Origin of the sequence: Hwanghaeella grinnelliae (assembly GCF_004005845.1) — a bacterium.
GTDB classification, from domain to species: domain Bacteria; phylum Pseudomonadota; class Alphaproteobacteria; order UBA8366; family Aestuariispiraceae; genus Hwanghaeella; species Hwanghaeella grinnelliae.
On the sequence record NZ_SADE01000002.1, the window covers coordinates 828,240 to 845,065 of the forward strand.

Here is a 16,826-nt window from a genome sequence, read left to right on the forward strand (position 1 = left end):
ATGATTATTTTTCTTCGAAAGCGCGGGTGCCGGTCTTGGCGGATGTCGACCGCGTTTGTGGGAAAAGCAGGTCGATAAACTTCTCCGCTGTCGGCTGCGGCTCATGATTGGCCAGGCCCGGCCGCTCGTTCGCCTCAATAATTGCGTAACCCGGTTGCGCCGGGTCCGTTACCATGAAATCGAAGCCGACGACCGGAATGTCCAGGACGCGGGCCGCTTCAATTGCCGCCGAGCGCAGTGAAACATGAAGCTCGTCGGTCACATCGTGGATGGTTCCGCCGGTATGCAGATTGGCGGTTTTACGGACGGCGAGCGTCTCGTCCTGCGGTAGGACGTCGCCCATTGTGTATCCGGCAAGACGGACACAGCGTTCGGTTTCGTCATCCATCGGAATTTCACTTTCACCGTCGGTCGCATTGCGACGGCGTCGGCTCAGTTTGGCGATCAATTCATCGATCGTATGTTCCCCATCACCCCGTATGACGGGTGGGCGGCGCACAGCGGCGGCGACAACTTCTTCGTCGATCACGATGATCCGAAGGTCCTGTCCCTTCACGAACTCTTCTATGATGACGTGGTCGCACATTGCGCGCGCATAGGCGATGGCTTGTAGAACTTCTTCCTCCGTTGTCAGGTCGACGGCGACGCCATGCCCTTGTTCGCCGCTGGCGGGTTTCACAACGACCCTTCCATGTTTTTCGAGGAAGGGAATGGCATTGCTGTCATCCGGCGCGACGGATATTTGGTCAGGTGCGCGCAAGCCGACATTCCTCAGCAGCCGCCGGGTCACCGCCTTGTCGTCGCAACGGCTCATCGCGACCGCGGTGGTCAATTCGCTCAAGGCTTCGCGGCAGGCAATTGACCGCCCGCCATAGGTAAGGCGGAATAGACCGGCATCGGCATCCTCGATCTCTACAAGAATGCCACGGCGCTTCGCTTCGTTGACGATGATCCGCGCATAAACATTCAATCCACTCTCTTCCGTCGGCCCGACGAAAAGCTTCTCGTTGATCGGGTTCTTGCGTTTAATGGTGTAGACGGGGATTTGCTCGAAACCCAATTTTCTGTAAAGAGAGATTGCTTCCTTGTTGTCATGCATCACCGACAAGTCCATGAAGCTGCGTTCCGCTTCCTTGAACAGGCCGGCAAGATGCATCACCAAGGCGCGGCCGATGCCCGGATTTTTTGCTTGCGGATCAACCGCAAGGGCCCAAAGGCTGGAGCCGTTGTCCGGATCGTTAAAGGCGGCTTTGTGGTCTACGCCCATGACCACGCCGACGACCTCACCGGTTCCGCCATCCGCCGGTTGATCTTCCGCGACGAGGACCTTCAAGGATGGGTCGTTCTGAATGCGGGCAAAAAACGCATCGCCGACGGGGACCATGGACCAGGCACGGTAGAGGCGGTTCACCTTCTTCTCGTCACCCGGTTCGGCTGGGCGAATGCGAATACCGTCCACAGGGGCTTCGGCTGCGATCTCACCAGTCAATCCCAGGCGGAAGGTATGCGACGGGTCCAGGAACAAGACCTGCGGCGCGGTGGCGAGGACCACGTGAGGCTCACGCACATAAAACGCGACGTCGCGCCGGTTCGTTCCTTCGTCCTGCACCATTTCAGCCAAGGCTTTGGCGCTGGTGAAGGTTTGCCCGAAGATAAGACGACCCCAGCCGCAATCGACGCTGACGTTCTCCTTAACGTCATCGTCATTGTTGGGCGTGGGCGGTTCGCCCCAGTTCTTGAGCGAGGCGAGATGCAGTCTCGTCCCGGTCAGGTCAGACCCTTTCTTCGTCACCATATCATGTACGTCCTGTAAGTCGGTCATGGGACTTCGATGTCTTAGATGCCATGTGTCTGCAGCCACATTTCAAGCAGGGCCACTTGCCACAATTTCGACCCCCGCAAGGGCGTGATGTGTTCGGTCGGGTTTTCCAACAGGGTGTCCAAATAGGCTTGATTGAAAAGCCCTCGTTCCTGCGCAGCTTTCGACGACAGTGCATCGCGCACATAGTCAAGATAAGGCCCATCGATATACTTCAGGGCGGGAACCGGGAAGTAGCCCTTTGGGCGGTCGATCACTTCGCTTGGGATCACCTGGCGGGCGACGTCCTTCAAAATTCCCTTGCCGCCGTCGCGAAGTTTCAGCTCAGGTGGAACGCGCGCCGCCAGTTCGACCAACTCATGATCAAGGAAGGGGACGCGGGCTTCCAGACCCCAGGCCATGGTCATGTTGTCGACCCTCTTTACCGGATCGTCTACCAGCATCACGGTCGTATCGATGCGCAAAGCCTTGTCGATGGGGGCATCCGCGCCAGGGCGGTCAAAGTGTTCCGCGACGAACGCACGGCTATAGTCTTTCTCGACATACTTCGCGGCGATTGCCTTGGCATATTCGTTTTGGTCGCGGTCGAAGAAGACGCCGGCGTAGTCGCCGGCTGGGTCGTTCGACTGCATCATCGGCGGATACCAGTGATAACCCGCGAAAATCTCATCGGCACCCTGGCCGCTTTGCACGACTTTCACATGTTTGGACACTTGTTCCGACAAAAGGAAGAAGCCCGCATTGTCGTAAGAGACCATTGGTTCGGACATTGCCTGGAAAGTCTTGGGCAATGTTTCGAGCAAACGGTCAGATTTAACAAAAGTTTGGGAATGATCGGTTGAGAAGTGATTGGCGATCAGGTCCGAATACTGGAACTCGTCGCCCTTCTCGCCATTCGCTTCTTCGAATCCGACGGAAAAGGTTTTCAACCCTTCCTGCCCGGCTTCCGCAAGCAAGCCGACAATCAGGCTGGAATCGACCCCACCGGAGAGCAGGACGCCGACCGGCACATCGGCCACCATGCGGCGTTTGACGGCAAGGCGCAGGGCTTCCATGACACGGTCGCGCCAATCCTCGTCGGAATAGTTGGTCTCTTCCGCCGTCGGACTGAAACGGACATCCCAATAGACATGATCTTTCCGCCGGCCGTCGGCTTCGAAAATTGAAATCGTTGCGGGCGGCAGTTTCTTGACACCACGCAGGATCGTATGGGGGGGCGGGACGACTGCATGGAACGTCATATAGTGATGCAGTCCAACCGGATCGATCGCCGTGTCGACATCGCCCGCGGCCAGAAGGGCCGGCAGGGACGACGCAAACCGCATGCGCCCGCGTTCCGGGTTGCCGGTGAGGTAAAGCGGTTTGATGCCCAGGCGGTCGCGCGCCAGAATCAGACGCCCTGTGTCGCGCTCGAATACGGCAAAGGCGAACATGCCGTGAAAGCGGGAAACGCAATCGGTTCCCCATTCGGCATAAGCCCGTAAGATTACTTCCGTATCCCCGTGGGAGAAGAAGCGGTGGCCCTTGCCTTCAAGCTCGGCCCGCAGTTCTTTATAGTTGTAGATGCAGCCGTTGAACGCCACGGTCAGCCCCAGATCGGAGTCGACCATCGGTTGCTCGGCACGGTCGGATAGGTCGATGATCTTCAACCGACGATGCCCTAACGCACCGCGCCCACGCAGCACGGCGCCGCCGGAATCGGGGCCGCGCGGCACCATCACATCCATCATCTTTTCAATGGCGCCAAGGGACGCCGAACTGCCGTCGAAGGTTACTTCGCCGCATATTCCACACATAGGATCTTTTACCGTTTTCCGTTTATGTAAATGCTAAGCGTCGGCCTCAACTGGTTGATACGAAAGGCACACGACGACACCCACCGGGGCCTCGGCGTCAAGCCTGGCCGGGTCAAGGGCGATTTCCATTTGCGAGCCCGTTTCATACACACCGAAAGTTTCGTTGTCAAAAGTTTAGTCCTGTAAACAATTGTTGACCTGGACCTCCGGTTCAATACAGTCTGCCGCCACAACACGACCTGAAAAACAACGCCCATAAAAAGAATACAGAAAGAGTGTTGGCCAATGCGTGCCGTGGCGAGGAAAGAAACCAACACAGATACAACGCATGACGTGCTTGTCGCGTTGCGCCGCATTATCCGTGCCATCGATTTGCAGTCGAAACGGATCGCGAAGTCGTCGGGCCTGACGACACCTCAGGTCATGGTCCTTCAGTCGATCCGCGACCTTGGTGAGGTGACGACCGGCCGATTATCCGGCGCCGTTTCGCTAAGTCAGGCGACCGTCACCACCATCCTCGACCGGCTGGAGCAACGCGGCTTAATCGAGCGTTATCGCAGTGACCGGGACCGGCGTATCGTCCATGCGAAATTGACCGCTGCCGGTCGCAAGGCGCTTAAGAAGGCGCCTCCCTTGTTACACGAAAAGTTCATCGAAGCCTTTGCCGGTTTATCGGCAAAACGGCAGATGGAAATGATCGCGACACTGGATGACGTTGCAGCGCTTCTGGGCGGCAGCGACCTGGATGCGGCGCCGATACTGGACGTTGACGCCCCGGCCGCTGGCGGCAACAAAGCGTATTAACCGTGCGCCACGGCGGGGTCGGTATCGTCGAATAGCCGTTCGACCAGAGCCGCGCGGCGGTCCAGAATTTTCCGGATGTTCAAACTGCCTTTTGCGGTTATCTCGCCATCGGCTACCGATGGCGGTTCGGCCATCACGACGGCCCGGGTGATCCGTGTTGATGAGCCCGTTGCCGTTTTGTTGACCTTGGCGAGGATTGATTCGACCGCAGCGTTAAGCTGTTCCCCCTGCAGCACAAGATCATCTGTTTCGAAGATGATGCCGGCTGAGGCTAGCTCCGCTTTATTGCCGAAAAGCAGTAATCCTATCTCATCACGATCGTGTCCTGCGATTACCAAATCGCTTGCGATGGATGAGAAACTTTTCAATAGATCAAGCCTAAGGTTCGACGCCCGAACCCAAGTTCCGGTCGAAAGTTTGAAGTCCTCCGTGATCCGACCATCAAAAACAAGGCCGCGGTTGGGGTCGTCGCTGTCGACGAAACGTACGGCGTCATTGGTGATCAGGAACCCTTCCTCGTCGAAGGCGTCAGCGCTTTTCGCTGGATCCCTGTAATAGCCAGGCATGATGTTGTCGCCCTTAAGGCGAATTTCGTATCGTCCTTCGCCTAAGGGCAGCAGTTTCAGGATGACCTCGGGCAAAGGCACGCCAATGATTCCCGACCGATCGACTGGTTCGTGAACCATGACGGCGGCGGGCGCGGTTTCGGTCAGCCCCCAACCGGAAATCATTAGCGGAACTTCGCCGCGAACCTCACGGGCGAAGTCTTCAATCGCGCGCCAGGTTTCCATGGGGAGTGAGGCGGCGGCGTAGAAAACGAAATCCAGATTTTCGAAATAGGCTTTCCGCAAATCAGGGTCACGGCGCATTGCTTCAATCTGCATGGAAAAGCCGACCGGCACGTTGAAGGACAGCGTGCCCGGATGCTGCCGCAGGTTCCGGATGCTCCGTTCCGCCGCATTCCCCATAGGGCGGCCGTTGTCGATATACAGACTGCCGCCATTGGCCAGGATCAGGTTGAAATTATGGCTGCCGCCGAAGGTGTGGTTCCAGGGAAGCCAATCCAGAATTTTCGGTGGGCGCTTGGACAGCATCGGCAGGGTCGCGCTCAATTGCGCTTGGTTGGTGGTCAGCATCCCATGGGTCGTCATCACGCCCTTGGGATTGGAGGTTGATCCCGAGGTAAAGAGTATCTTGGCCAAGGTCTCCGGCCCAACATCAGAATGGGCCTCGTCAACGGTGGCGTCGCAGCGCGCGGAAAGCAGAGCGTCGAAGGGGGTCACCGCAACGGGCGCGCCGTCGGTGCGGACGGCGATTTTTTCCAAGTCGGCGAACACATCCAGTGAAAGCGCCTCGCCAAAGGCTGCGGCGTCATCGGCGAAGACAAGGCCCGGATGAACCTTCCGGGCCGCATAACGTAACCGGTCGTGTGCACCTGGGATTAGGGAATATTGATCGGCCAAGGGAACAACAGGAATGCCCACATAGTGCCCGGCCAGTGCAAGGATGGCATGGTCGACCCCGTTGCCGGATAGGATCAGGACCGGTTTATCCGGGCCAAGGCCGCGTTCAAGCAAGGCCGCAGCGACGGCACGAACGGCATGGCGCATTTCAGCATAGCCGACCTCGCGCCAACCGGCATCGGGGTCTGCCGCATTCCGTTCCGCGATGAAAGTACGATCCGGTGCCGCCGTCGCCCAGTGGTCCAACCATTCGCCCACATTGCGCGCGACAGGCCCCAAGGGAACAGACGAGCGCAGAAGGATCGATCCATCCGCGCGGTTCTCTCTCAAGACAGAATGGGGGATGTGATTGGTCATGCCGCGATCCTACCGAAAGTCCGGATCCCGCTTCTGCAAGAAGGCGCGCAGTCCTTCGATCGCGTCCGGGCTGGTCTGGGCCAGCGCGACGCAGAGGCTTTCCGTGAACAGCCCGTCCGATCTGCCCATATCCTCAATTTTCGAAAGCGCTTGTATCATCATGTAGTTGGACAAAGGGGCGTTGGACGCGATCGTCTTCGCCAATTCCATGGATTTTGCAAAAGCCTCCCCTTCACCGACCGCGTAATGTGCCAGACCGAGTGAGACGCCTTCCGACGCGCCATATTTTCGGCCGGTCAGCATCATCTCCGTCATACGGTCGGCGCCCAGAATTCGCCCGACGCGGACCGACGCGCCGCCGCCGACGAAGATTCCGCGCCGTCCTTCGGGCAGTTGAAAAATTGTCGACGGTTCCGCGACGCGGACATGGGTTGCGGTCGCCAGTTCAAGGCCGCCACCGATTACGGCGCCTGACAAGGCCGAGACGACGGGTAGGCCGCCGAATTGAATGCCATCCATGATCCGGTGCCACCAACGGGAATGGTGGATTGCTTGTTCGGCGTCGCGCTCCACATGTTCCGACAGGTCGAGCCCGGCGCAGAAATGCCCGCCCTCACCGGTGATGACGGCAACCTTCGCTTCCGCCGGCGGTTTCGCAAAAAACGCGTCGATTTCCCGTATCAGCGCGTCGGACATCGCGTTGCGTTTTTCCGGTCGGTTCATGGTCAGGACGGCGATCGGCCCTTCCATCCTTACAAGCAAAATGTCCGACATTGATTTTCTCTCTTCGGTTGATCGACGGGCGTCCGGTCAGGTGACGCTGCCGTCCAATCCGGTGGATCCATAAAGCCACTGAACCACGTCGTACCAATCCTCGGCCGATTTTGTCCGCATGATTTGATTGCGTAGTTCAGCATGCGCCCCGGCTGGGTGATAGATGTGGTCACCAATAGCGCGCGACTGCAACTGTACGCGCGCCGTGCGTGTACGACGTTTCAGGTTATAGGCAGGCAAAACCTTTTCGATGTCGCCATTGCCGGCCTCCATTTCGGCTGCCAGGCAGACGGCGTCTTCCATCGCCATGCAGGCCCCTTGGGCGAGGTACTGCATCATCGGATGCGCCGCGTCGCCCAACAGGACGGCCCTGCCGTCGACCCAATTCATGACGGGGTCGCGGTCGCACAGAACCCAGAGTTTCCAGTCCTTGCCTTTTTCGATGATCTGCCGGGCGATCGGGTTCACATGCTCGAAGCCACGGCGAACTTCATCATGGCTGACCGGTTTGCCGGCAACCGGCTCCGGTGCGTCGTTGTGATAGGTAACGACCAGGTTAAATACCTTCCAGCCCGACAGCGGGTAGTGAACGATATGACATTTCGGTCCGGCCCAGAGCGTGGCGGCGTTCCACCGCAGGTCTTCCGGCATCTCTTCGGTGGGGATGACGGACCGATAGGTGGTGTGGCCGGACACGCGTGGCTTTCCGTCACCGACGATGCGCGGGCGAATGTTGGACCACAACCCGTCCGCGCCGATCAGCGCCTTGCCGGTGACCCGTGACCCGTCGGCCAAGATCGCAGAAATGCTGGTTCCGTCCTGATCATAGTCCACAACCTCACTTGATGTGCGAAGTTCGACCAGGTCGTGTTCCTGGCAGGCGCGTAGAAAAACGCCGTGCAGATCGCCGCGATGGACAACCGCGTAGGGATTTTTGAACCGGGTGCGGAAGGCATCGTCGAGCGGAACGCGGGTGATCTCGTCGCCGCTGATCGCGTCCATAAGGCGTAAGCTGTCGATATAGACAGCCATGCTGCGCGCTGCGTCGCCTACCCCCAGGAAGTCGAAGGAATGGAACGCGTTTGGGCCCAACTGAATACCCGCGCCGATTTCGCCCAGTTCCGGCGCCTTTTCCAGGACGATGGAGGGGAACCCCTTCTGGGCCAGGCCTATGGCTGTCGCCAAGCCGCCGATGCCGCCGCCGGCAATGATAATGGGGGCGTCCTGCGTCATGAAATTTTCCTCCTGACTGACCGGAACTCGACACCGGAAATTCGTTGGACCAGAGCCTACCCTGTCCGACCCAGCCATCAAGGGCGGAGGCGGCCAAAATTGTTCCCTACCCAAACAATATTTGTGCGGCACAGGCAGCTTTCACCCGCCCCTGAATGCGCGTTATGGTAATTTTTCGCTCCGGCAAGATCACGGTAGAGAAGAAAAATGACAGAAAACGTACTGGTAGAACGACGCGGCCGGATCAACCTGATCGCTATAAACCGGCCGCAGGCGCGCAACGCCGTGGACCCGGACACGGCGGACGCCTTAAAGGCGGCGTTCGAAGCCGGTGAAAAAGATGATGACGTCTTCGTCCATATCCTAACCGGCACGGATGGCGTGTTCTGTGCCGGTTATGACTTGAAATCCCTTGCAGTTGGGCGGGAAATCGCCCCAGAGGCCCCGATGGGGCCGACATGGCTCTCACTCAGCAAGCCGTCGATTGCCGCGGTCGAGGGCCCCGCCGTGGCCGGTGGGCTCGAACTTGCCTTGATGTGCGACATGCGTGTCGCGGGCGAGGGGGCCGTATTCGGGGTTTATTGCCGCCGTTGGGGTGTTCCGTTGATTGATGGCGGGACGGTCCGCCTGCCGCGGTTGATCGGGCAATCGCGTGCCTTGGACATGATCTTGACCGGTCGCCCCGTAGAGGCGGCGGAAGCCTTGAACTTCGGTTTGGCCAATCGCGTGGTTGAAAAGGGAGAGGCTCTGAACGCCGCGGTCGAAATTGCGGCGCAACTGGCGGCCTTCCCGCAAACCTGTCTGCGCAACGATCGCGCCAGTGCTCTCAAACAATGGTCCCTGCCGGAAGCGGAGGCTTTGCGGTTCGAATCCGAAATCGGCCGCCACTCCTTTGACAGTGACGCGGTCAGCGGCGCTTCGCGTTTCGCGGGCGGAAAAGGCCGCGGTGGAGATTTTGCAGAGATTTAACTGGAGATCGCCAACCATCGGGTGTGGGGACGGTTGAGCGTTCTATTCGCCATAGCGCAAAATCAAACGTCGAGAAGAGGATTCCGGTGGCCGTGAGGGAGGCGCCGAATGCATCTGGGTTGGGTTGTTGTCGTGGGACTTCTTCTGACCGCTTGCCAGACCATGGGTGGGAGCCGGACGGTGGCGCCGCAAGGGCATGCTCGACTTTGCCGGCGAAACCGACGCGACATGGACCATGTCATGTGCCGGGGATATCAGGGCGGAAAGCACCATGACACTTGTTTCGCGGGATCCTGTCTATGAGGGCAAGGGCCTGGACAGCGGAGGGCGCCAAATACGGTTCCTGTCGATAAGGGCGCAAGGGTAAACACGGCCAACCCAATTGACGGCCAACCGTTCGGTTACGACGGACTGGGCGCTGCACAATAAGACCCTTCCGCCGGCCGAATACCGCGCCGACACATGAACAAATCATGTTGCAATGCAACATATGGCCGTTATAACCGGGTTGCTGGCCGGACGGACGCGTCCCCGGTATTGTGGGCAATCAATTTTAATGGGCGATAGAAATTGGGTTGCGGCGGATCAGAATTCGCGCACCCGCTCCCTAAGATTTGCAAGGAATCTGTCTCATTTCCGATATTACGATCAGCCAGACGAAGACTGACATTCTTTCCGGCCTTACTGTTGCACTGGCCTTGGTGCCTGAGGCGATCGCCTTTGCGTTCGTCGCCAATGTTCATCCGTTGGTCGGCCTCTACGCCGCCTTTATCGTTGGGCTGATCACCGCCGTGCTCGGTGGGCGGCCGGGCATGATTTCTGGGGCGACGGGCGCGCTGGCCGTGGTGATGGTGGCATTGGTCGCCGATCATGGCGTGGAATACCTGTTCGCCACCGTCGTGCTGATGGGGATTCTGCAGCTCTTGGCCGGGATCTTCCGGTTGGGAAAATTCATCCGTTTGGTACCGCATCCGGTCATGCTGGGGTTCGTAAACGGTTTGGCGATTGTCATTTTCCTGGCCCAACTCAGCCAGTTCCAGGTTCCCGATCCGGATGAAGGCATGGTCTGGATGACCGGCTGGCCTTTGGCCACCATGTTGGGCCTGGTGGCGCTTACCATGGCGGTGATTTGGGGTTTGCCGAAATTGACCAACGCCATTCCCGCGCCCTTGGCCGCGATTGTCATCGTGGCGGGCATTGTCATCGGTTTCGACATCGGCGTCCCGCGGGTGGGCGACCTTGCCTCCATCGAAGGGGGATTGCCCATGTTCCATATCCCGATGGTGCCGCTGACCCTGGAGACACTCGAGATCATTCTGCCCTATTCGGTCATTCTGGCCCTGATCGGGATGATTGAAAGCCTTCTGACCTTGAACCTTGTCGGTGAAATGACCGGTAAGCGGGGCGGGGCGTCGAAGGAATGCATTGCCCAGGGCCTGGCCAATACGGTCACTGGCTTCTTCGGCGGCATGGGCGGCTGTGCCATGATCGGCCAGTCGATGATCAATGTGAAATCCGGCGGCCGGACGCGGATCTCGGGCATTTCGGCCGCGATTTTCCTGTTGCTGTTCATCCTGGTCGCCTCCAGCCTGATTGAGCAGATTCCGCTCGCAGCGCTCGTCGGGGTCATGTTCATGGTCGTCATCGGTACCTTCGCCTGGCGCAGCCTGACGATCATCCGGCGCATTCCTTGGATGGATGCGGCAGTGATGGTTCTCGTCACCGTGGTGACGGTGATGAGCGACCTTGCCGTTGCGGTGGTGGTCGGTGTGGTTGTCTCCGCCCTTGCTTATGCTTGGAACAATGCCACGCGTATCCACGCCTCGGTCAAAACGACGGAGGACGGGGTCACGGTCTATCAGATCGAAGGGCCGCTTTTCTTCGGGTCGACGGATGGGTTCGCGGAACTGTTTCATCCTGAAACCGATGCGGAAACCGTGGTGATCGATTTTGCGAACAGCCGTGTTGTTGATCAGTCGGCTCTGCAGGCGATCGAAGATCTTGCCGTGAAATACGAGGCGCTGGGTAAGACCCTGCAACTTCGCCACTTGTCACACGATTGCCATCGGCTGCTGCAGCGTGCTGGGCAGTTGATGGTCGATTCGGAAGATGATCCCGACTACGAGCTGGCGGTCGACTATTCGGTCAAGACCGGCGCTTTCGCAGGGGGGCATTGATCCGGACCCGAATTCGGGTGTGAGTCAGGGTTTTCGGATAGATTTTTCGAACAGGGTTATTGGGCTTCCGGCTCTTTCACCGGAACTTTCCGCCAATGGAACAGGCTGATCAGGAAGATCAAACCCAAATAGCCGATAAAAAACCCGGCGACGCCATAGCCGACGCCCGCCATAGTCAACGGAACGGCGGGCTTCAGGGCCTTTAGGGTGGCCATTGCGATTTTCGGATCGCATTCCAGCAGCAGCGCCCCGCCAAGATACAGCATCGGCATATTTTCCAGCCGCTGCAGGGAATTTCGCAGGGTCACATGCCGGGTTACCAGTTCCAGCAGGTATTCGCCTTCCTGACGTGCGGACGCATCGGCATTGCCGATCAAGTCGCGGATGTAGTCATAGCGAAGCTTGCCCACATTTTCCGCGCGTTCGTCGATGGCGGAAACCTGCGCAGCCAATTCGTCCACATGGCCGCCCAGGCGTTGCATGTATTGTTGATGAAAGGCGGGAACCTGCGTCAGGGCAGCGGCGCACAATAGTCCGAAAGCTATCAGAATCCAGCGGCGCATGAAGGTCCCGGGTGGTTGTCGGGCCGGGTTTGTCGTGACTGTCCCGGCCGGTTTTGCATTGCTTCGGTCATACCCTGCTGTGGACGGCTTGGCAAAGAGCCGGTTCGTTCCGTCCGGCAGGGCAAACCCCTATTTCGTTCCGAATATCCGATCGCCCGCATCCCCGAGTCCCGGCACGATATAGGCCTTTTCGTTCAGGCACTCGTCCAGCCCGGCGGTGTAGATGCGCACATCGGGGTGTCGGTCGAGCATGACCTGCACGCCTTCAGGCGCGGCGACCAGGGCCATGAAGCGGATGTTCTGACCTTCGACACCGGCCTTTTTAAGGACGTCCACCGCATAAGCGCCGGAATGGCCGGTTGCGAGCATCGGGTCGCAAAGGATGAACAGCCTTCCCTCCGGCTCCGGCAGTTTCACGAAATATTCAACCGGACGCTTGGTTTCGGGATCGCGGTACAAGCCGATCTGCCCTTCGCGGGCGCCGGGCATCAATTCCCGCAGGCCTTCGACCATGCCTAGGCCCGCACGCAGAACCGATACGATAGCCGGCTTGCGTCCGGCCAGGACCGGCGCGGTGGTTGGCGCAACCGGCGTTTCGATCCGGGTTGTTTTCAAGGGAATTTCGCGGGTGATCTCATACCCCATCAGTAGAGATATTTCCTTCAACAATCCCCGGAACATGGAGGTCGGCGTATCCGTGCGCCGCATCCAAGTCAGTTTGTGCTGAATCAGGGGATGGTCCAGGACGCGCAAATTCGGGAAGTCGGGGTGGCTCGGCATGGCGGGCGCTCTCGTGATATTTGGCGTTTGGCGAAACCGGGTACGGAGAAGGTTCAGAATTGTCCGTATGGCGGGGGCACAATATCGTGCCATCCCGTCCGCGCCAAGTACCGGAACCCATTGCAGAAACCGGTTGGGAGTCCGGTTGGGAATCCGGCAGAGAATCCGGTGTGCCACTTTGATTTCCTGCCGGAACAGCGTAATTTCCTTTGGTTGCAGGTTAAGCCGTTCGGCCTTTCGAATGGCGCTGACGATGGGAAAAATTAGATGGCCGCGGAAATCACACCCTTTCCGAAACCCGAACCACGCGCGGGTGCGCCCACACCTGAGCAGGTTCAACTGGACGCCCGCCGCGCCAAACGGGCGGCGATATGGATTGGGTCGGTTGCGGCGCTTTTGAGCGCCGGGTGGCTCGGACTCTGTGGATGGTATTTCCACGCCGTCGTCGGGTGGGCTTTGCTGCCAGCCCTGTTGCCGCATGAATTGGCCGGCATGTTCGCCGGTGTTTTCACCCCCTTGGCCTTCGTGTGGCTCGCGGCCCTGTTCTTCCGGCGCGGCCAGGACGTCCGGTATCATACCGATGTATTGCGCCGGCAATTGTCCTTGCTGGCCTATCCGGCGGAAGATGCCGAAGCGCGGATCGAATTGGTGGCCGATTCGCTCCGCCGCCAGGCGAAAGAACTGGGCGCGGCGGGTGAAGAAACGGTGTCCGCCCTGACGGATCTATCCAACGGCTTGCAGGGGCAATTGAAGGCACTGGAAGGGCGCACCAGCGACGCATCACGTGAAAGCGGCGCATTGCGGTCGATTCTGTCGGCTGAGGCCGAGAAGCTGGGTGAATTGATTGGCCGGCTGGAGGCGCAGCAAAAGACGATTACCGAATCGGTCGACCGTCAAACCACGACATTGGTCGACGCCCTGGATGCCGCGGCCGCGCGCGGGGACGGTGTTGCGGGCGCCTTGAAAGCGCAGGCCGAGGAAGTGACCGATGCCTCCGATCATGCCGCGCGCCGGGTTGAGGAAATCGGCGGCCGACTGGAATCCTATCGGCAAGATTTGGACAAGGTGGCCGAACAGGCGGGCGAAAGGGCGGAAGCAATTGCCGCCATGCTGAAAGACAGCGGCGAGGATTTACGCCGCGCCGGCGACGAAGCATCGGACCAGATCACGTCCTTTTCCGACCAGGTCCGCAGCCGGGCACAGGACACGGTTCGTCTGGTGGAAGAAGCCTTCCAATCGCAGGTGGAGAGTTTCGAGGCTTTCGCATCCCGGACCGACAGTCGGCTCGCCGGTCTGTCCGCGCGGTTGCGGGACGGCACGGTCAAAGCATCGGAAGCCCTGTCCGACGCATTCGACAAGCACGACCAACGGTTGGCGGCTTTTGACGGCAATACGGCGTCGCTCATTGCCAGCATCGGCGAGAAACTGGCGTCCCAGGCGGAAGAACTGTCCGCCAGCTTGGAACAAAGCCTGGGCATGCAGGTGACGGCCTTTTCGGCCTTCGCGCGCCAGACCGAGGCAAAGGCCGCGGCGGCGGGTGAACAATTGTCCGGCGCGGTCGATGCCTCCGCGGCGCGTTTGGCGGAAGCGGTGTCGATGCACGCAACGCGCATGCAGGACGCCGTCACCGAGAGCGAGGCGCGGCTGGGCGCAAGCGCGGATGCGGTCGATGGCGCGGTGACCGCGATCGTTAAACGATTGGAAACCGGCGTCCACGAACAGTCGGAAGCCTTCGACGGCTTTGCCTTGGCCGCCGCGGGCAAGACCGATGCCCTGGTCCGGGATATGGAGGAACGCACTGCCCTTACCGCGCGGTCCCTGCATGACAGCTTCGAGGCCGAACGAAACGCCTTCCGCAAGTTCGGCGAGGAAACCTCGGACCGCGTGGCACAGATGACCGGGCTTTTGGAACGTCAGGGCAAAATTTTGACCGGCGCCGTGGTCGCTGCTCTTGGGCGGGTCGAAACCGAGCAAGGCGAGTTGTTGGATCAAACGCGTGGGCGTTTGGAAAAGATGGGTGACGAATTGGGCGAAAAAGCGGCCCGTTTCGCGGAATCCATGGGCAGTGACATCGACCGGACCGCCAAGTCCATGAATGCCAATGTCGACCGCAACGCGGAAATCGTTGAACGGATGCAATCGGCATTGAAGCAGCAGGTTGAAATGCTGATGGATGCGGCCTCCCAGACCGAAAGCCAGACCGCGCAAATACTGAAGTCCGTTGCCTCGCAAAGCGAGGAATTGAATGACGCGGCGACCCGGATTGCGACCCAGACAGGATTGGTCAGAAGCGCAGCCGACGCGCAAAGCCGCCAGCTTTTGACCGCCTCCGAATCCGCGACTGAGAAAATGGAAGCGATGGGCGCGGCGTTACGTGAACAATCCAACCTGATTGGAACAGCGACGGAAACCGCGGCGGAACGTGCCGATACGATGCGGGACTTGATGCGCAAGCAGGCGGACGAAATGAGCACTGCCGCCGACCGTGCGGCCCAACAGGCGGCCGATATCGACGCCTTGCTTGCCGCCCGTATGAAAGAGATGCGGGATTCGCTTCAGGCCGGATCCGCGGAACTGGTCGATACCTTCGATCCCGCGGTCACGCAGGGGCGGGAAATGGCGGAGTTGCTGCGCAAGCAAAGTTCGGAACTGCGCGACGCAGCCGACTGGGTTCAGGATCGCACCGACAAGATCGGCGATTCCTTACAGAAACGCAGTGCCGATCTGCAGACCGCGTCGGACAAGGCCGCGTCATTGATCCAGGCAATGAACGAAACACTTCGCCAGAACGTGGCGGCGCTGAACGACGTTTCCGAAAAGGCCGGCACGGATATCATGAAGATCCGCGAATCCTTGCGCCAGGATGCGACTGCCCTGCAGACCTTGGCCGAGCAGATCGCGGTTAGCGCATCGAACACGGAAGCCAGCTTGGCCGGTCAAACGGCGACGATGGCGGAAGCCTCCAAGATCGCCGAGGAACGGACCGAAGGTATCCGCTCGGTGCTGGAACGTCAGGTGGAAACCCTGTTGACGGCGGCGGATTCGATCCAAACGCGGATTGGCGAGGCAGGGGATAACTTCCGTAAGGAAAGCGAAGAGTTCGGCACGGCCATGGATAAGGCGATGGACTTGTTCGGCGAGCTTTCCCAGAAGATGGGCAAGGAAGCGGAGCGCCTAACCTCCACATCGGTGAGTGCCGGTATGCAGATGGAAGACCATCGCACCGGCCTGGCCGGTCAAGCGGCCCAGATGACAGAAGCGGCATCCGCCGCGGCAACGGCCGCACGACTGTTGGGCGATGCCTTTGCGCAGCAGGAAGAGGGCGTCGTCAACGCGTCGGACCGTATCGCCAAGCGGATCGAAACCCTGGTCACCTTGTTACGAACCCAGACAGGTGACCTGACGGCGGCCGGTGACCTTGCCAATTCGCAAATCCAAACCGTGGCAAAGTCCCTTAACACCGAAACGAAAACCTTGACCAAGGTCGCGGAGGAAACCCAACAGACGCTGACCGGGCTGAGCGAATCCGTTGAGACAGGCAGTAAGAAACTGATCCGTGCGGTGAGCACCGCCCGGGACGACGCGGGCGCCATCGGCGAAGACTTTTCGAAACAGGCCAAGGCCCTGGTCGACGCTTCCGAACAGGTCGGCAAACGCCATCTTGAAATCCGAGACCTGGACCATTCCTTGAAGCGGGACTTGTTCCTGAAATCCGCGCGTTTCATCGTCGAGGATTTAAATTCGACCACCATCGATCTGACGCGGATCGTCGAAGGCGATGTCGCGGAAGCCGATTGGCGCCGCTATATCAAGGGCGACCGATCGATCTTCACTCGTGCGCTTCTACGCGGGAAACCGACAGCGCTGATTCGGTCTATTTCCGAAAAGGTCAAACAGGACAAGGAGGCGCGGGACTATGTCACCCGCTATATCGAACAATTCGATCGCCTTCTCGACCAAGCCAAGGCGAACGATCCGGAGCATCTGCTGCAATCCACATTCATGACGGCGGATGTAGGCAAGCTCTATGTCCTGCTCTGCCATGCGACGGGTCGGGAGGACGTGCAATAATAGGCGCCAACAAGCGAGAG

11 protein-coding genes are annotated in these 16,826 nt (G+C 59.4%); 4 read left to right on the plus strand and 7 right to left on the minus strand.

Annotated features, from left to right (window positions below; all coding sequences use genetic code 11):
- Window positions 1-4: 4 nt before the first annotated feature.
- Complete coding sequence (gene ngg, locus EOI86_RS14550) at window positions 5-1,795, minus strand: N-acetylglutaminylglutamine synthetase (protein ID WP_127765897.1); 1,791 nt, start codon at window positions 1,793-1,795, stop codon at window positions 5-7.
- 41 nt (window positions 1,796-1,836) lie between these two features.
- A complete protein-coding gene (locus tag EOI86_RS14555) occupies window positions 1,837-3,615 on the minus strand; it encodes an N-acetylglutaminylglutamine amidotransferase (RefSeq protein ID WP_127765898.1) in 1,779 nt (592 codons plus the stop codon).
- A gap of 285 nt (window positions 3,616-3,900) precedes the next feature.
- Between EOI86_RS14555 and EOI86_RS14560 the strand changes: the two genes are divergently transcribed.
- Window positions 3,901-4,419, plus strand: a complete 519-nt coding sequence (locus tag EOI86_RS14560; RefSeq protein ID WP_127765899.1) for a MarR family winged helix-turn-helix transcriptional regulator — start codon at window positions 3,901-3,903, stop codon at window positions 4,417-4,419.
- Here the strand turns inward: EOI86_RS14560 and EOI86_RS14565 are convergent.
- The 3 genes from EOI86_RS14565 to EOI86_RS14575 are packed head-to-tail and all read right to left on the minus strand — an operon-like array spanning window position 4,416 to window position 8,246.
- Window positions 4,416-6,239, minus strand: coding sequence for a feruloyl-CoA synthase (locus tag EOI86_RS14565; RefSeq protein WP_127765900.1), 1,824 nt, complete (start codon window positions 6,237-6,239; stop codon window positions 4,416-4,418). The two genes, EOI86_RS14560 and EOI86_RS14565, sit on opposite strands and share 4 nt — an antisense overlap.
- A 9-nt stretch (window positions 6,240-6,248) precedes the next feature.
- On the minus strand, window positions 6,249-7,013 hold the full coding sequence (locus EOI86_RS14570) for a crotonase/enoyl-CoA hydratase family protein (protein WP_127765901.1): 765 nt from the start codon (window positions 7,011-7,013) through the stop codon (window positions 6,249-6,251).
- A gap of 36 nt (window positions 7,014-7,049) precedes the next feature.
- Window positions 7,050-8,246: a 3-hydroxybenzoate 6-monooxygenase gene (locus EOI86_RS14575; RefSeq protein ID WP_127765902.1), complete on the minus strand. Its 1,197-nt coding sequence runs from the start codon at window positions 8,244-8,246 to the stop codon at window positions 7,050-7,052.
- A gap of 207 nt (window positions 8,247-8,453) precedes the next feature.
- Here EOI86_RS14575 and EOI86_RS14580 point away from each other — a divergent pair, with 207 nt between their 5' ends.
- Window positions 8,454-9,215: a crotonase/enoyl-CoA hydratase family protein gene (locus EOI86_RS14580; protein WP_127765903.1), complete on the plus strand. Its 762-nt coding sequence runs from the start codon at window positions 8,454-8,456 to the stop codon at window positions 9,213-9,215.
- A 614-nt stretch (window positions 9,216-9,829) separates the two neighbouring features.
- Window positions 9,830-11,392, plus strand: coding sequence for a SulP family inorganic anion transporter (locus EOI86_RS14585; RefSeq protein ID WP_127765904.1), 1,563 nt, complete (start codon window positions 9,830-9,832; stop codon window positions 11,390-11,392).
- 56 nt (window positions 11,393-11,448) lie between these two features.
- Here EOI86_RS14585 and EOI86_RS14590 read toward each other — a convergent pair whose 3' ends face one another.
- Window positions 11,449-11,955, minus strand: coding sequence for a DUF2937 family protein (locus EOI86_RS14590; RefSeq protein ID WP_127765905.1), 507 nt, complete (start codon window positions 11,953-11,955; stop codon window positions 11,449-11,451).
- Between the two features lie 129 nt (window positions 11,956-12,084).
- Entirely contained in the window at window positions 12,085-12,735 is a 651-nt protein-coding gene (upp, locus tag EOI86_RS14595) for a uracil phosphoribosyltransferase (protein WP_127765906.1), read from the minus strand.
- A 267-nt stretch (window positions 12,736-13,002) separates the two neighbouring features.
- Here upp and EOI86_RS14600 point away from each other — a divergent pair, with 267 nt between their 5' ends.
- Window positions 13,003-16,806, plus strand: coding sequence for a coiled-coil domain-containing protein (locus EOI86_RS14600; protein ID WP_127765907.1), 3,804 nt, complete (start codon window positions 13,003-13,005; stop codon window positions 16,804-16,806).
- The last annotated feature ends 20 nt before the right edge of the window (window positions 16,807-16,826 follow it).

Coding starts and splice junctions, on each gene's coding strand:
- ngg (WP_127765897.1), bottom strand. CDS start 1,795: ATGGTGACGAAGAAAGGGTCTGACCTGACCGGGACGAGACTGCATCTC.
- upp (WP_127765906.1), bottom strand. CDS start 12,735: ATGCCGAGCCACCCCGACTTCCCGAATTTGCGCGTCCTGGACCATCCC.
- EOI86_RS14580 (WP_127765903.1), top strand. CDS start 8,454: ATGACAGAAAACGTACTGGTAGAACGACGCGGCCGGATCAACCTGATC.
- EOI86_RS14555 (WP_127765898.1), bottom strand. CDS start 3,615: ATGTGTGGAATATGCGGCGAAGTAACCTTCGACGGCAGTTCGGCGTCC.
- EOI86_RS14570 (WP_127765901.1), bottom strand. CDS start 7,013: ATGTCGGACATTTTGCTTGTAAGGATGGAAGGGCCGATCGCCGTCCTG.
- EOI86_RS14565 (WP_127765900.1), bottom strand. CDS start 6,239: ATGACCAATCACATCCCCCATTCTGTCTTGAGAGAGAACCGCGCGGAT.
- EOI86_RS14560 (WP_127765899.1), top strand. CDS start 3,901: ATGCGTGCCGTGGCGAGGAAAGAAACCAACACAGATACAACGCATGAC.
- EOI86_RS14600 (WP_127765907.1), top strand. CDS start 13,003: ATGGCCGCGGAAATCACACCCTTTCCGAAACCCGAACCACGCGCGGGT.
- EOI86_RS14575 (WP_127765902.1), bottom strand. CDS start 8,246: ATGACGCAGGACGCCCCCATTATCATTGCCGGCGGCGGCATCGGCGGC.
- EOI86_RS14590 (WP_127765905.1), bottom strand. CDS start 11,955: ATGCGCCGCTGGATTCTGATAGCTTTCGGACTATTGTGCGCCGCTGCC.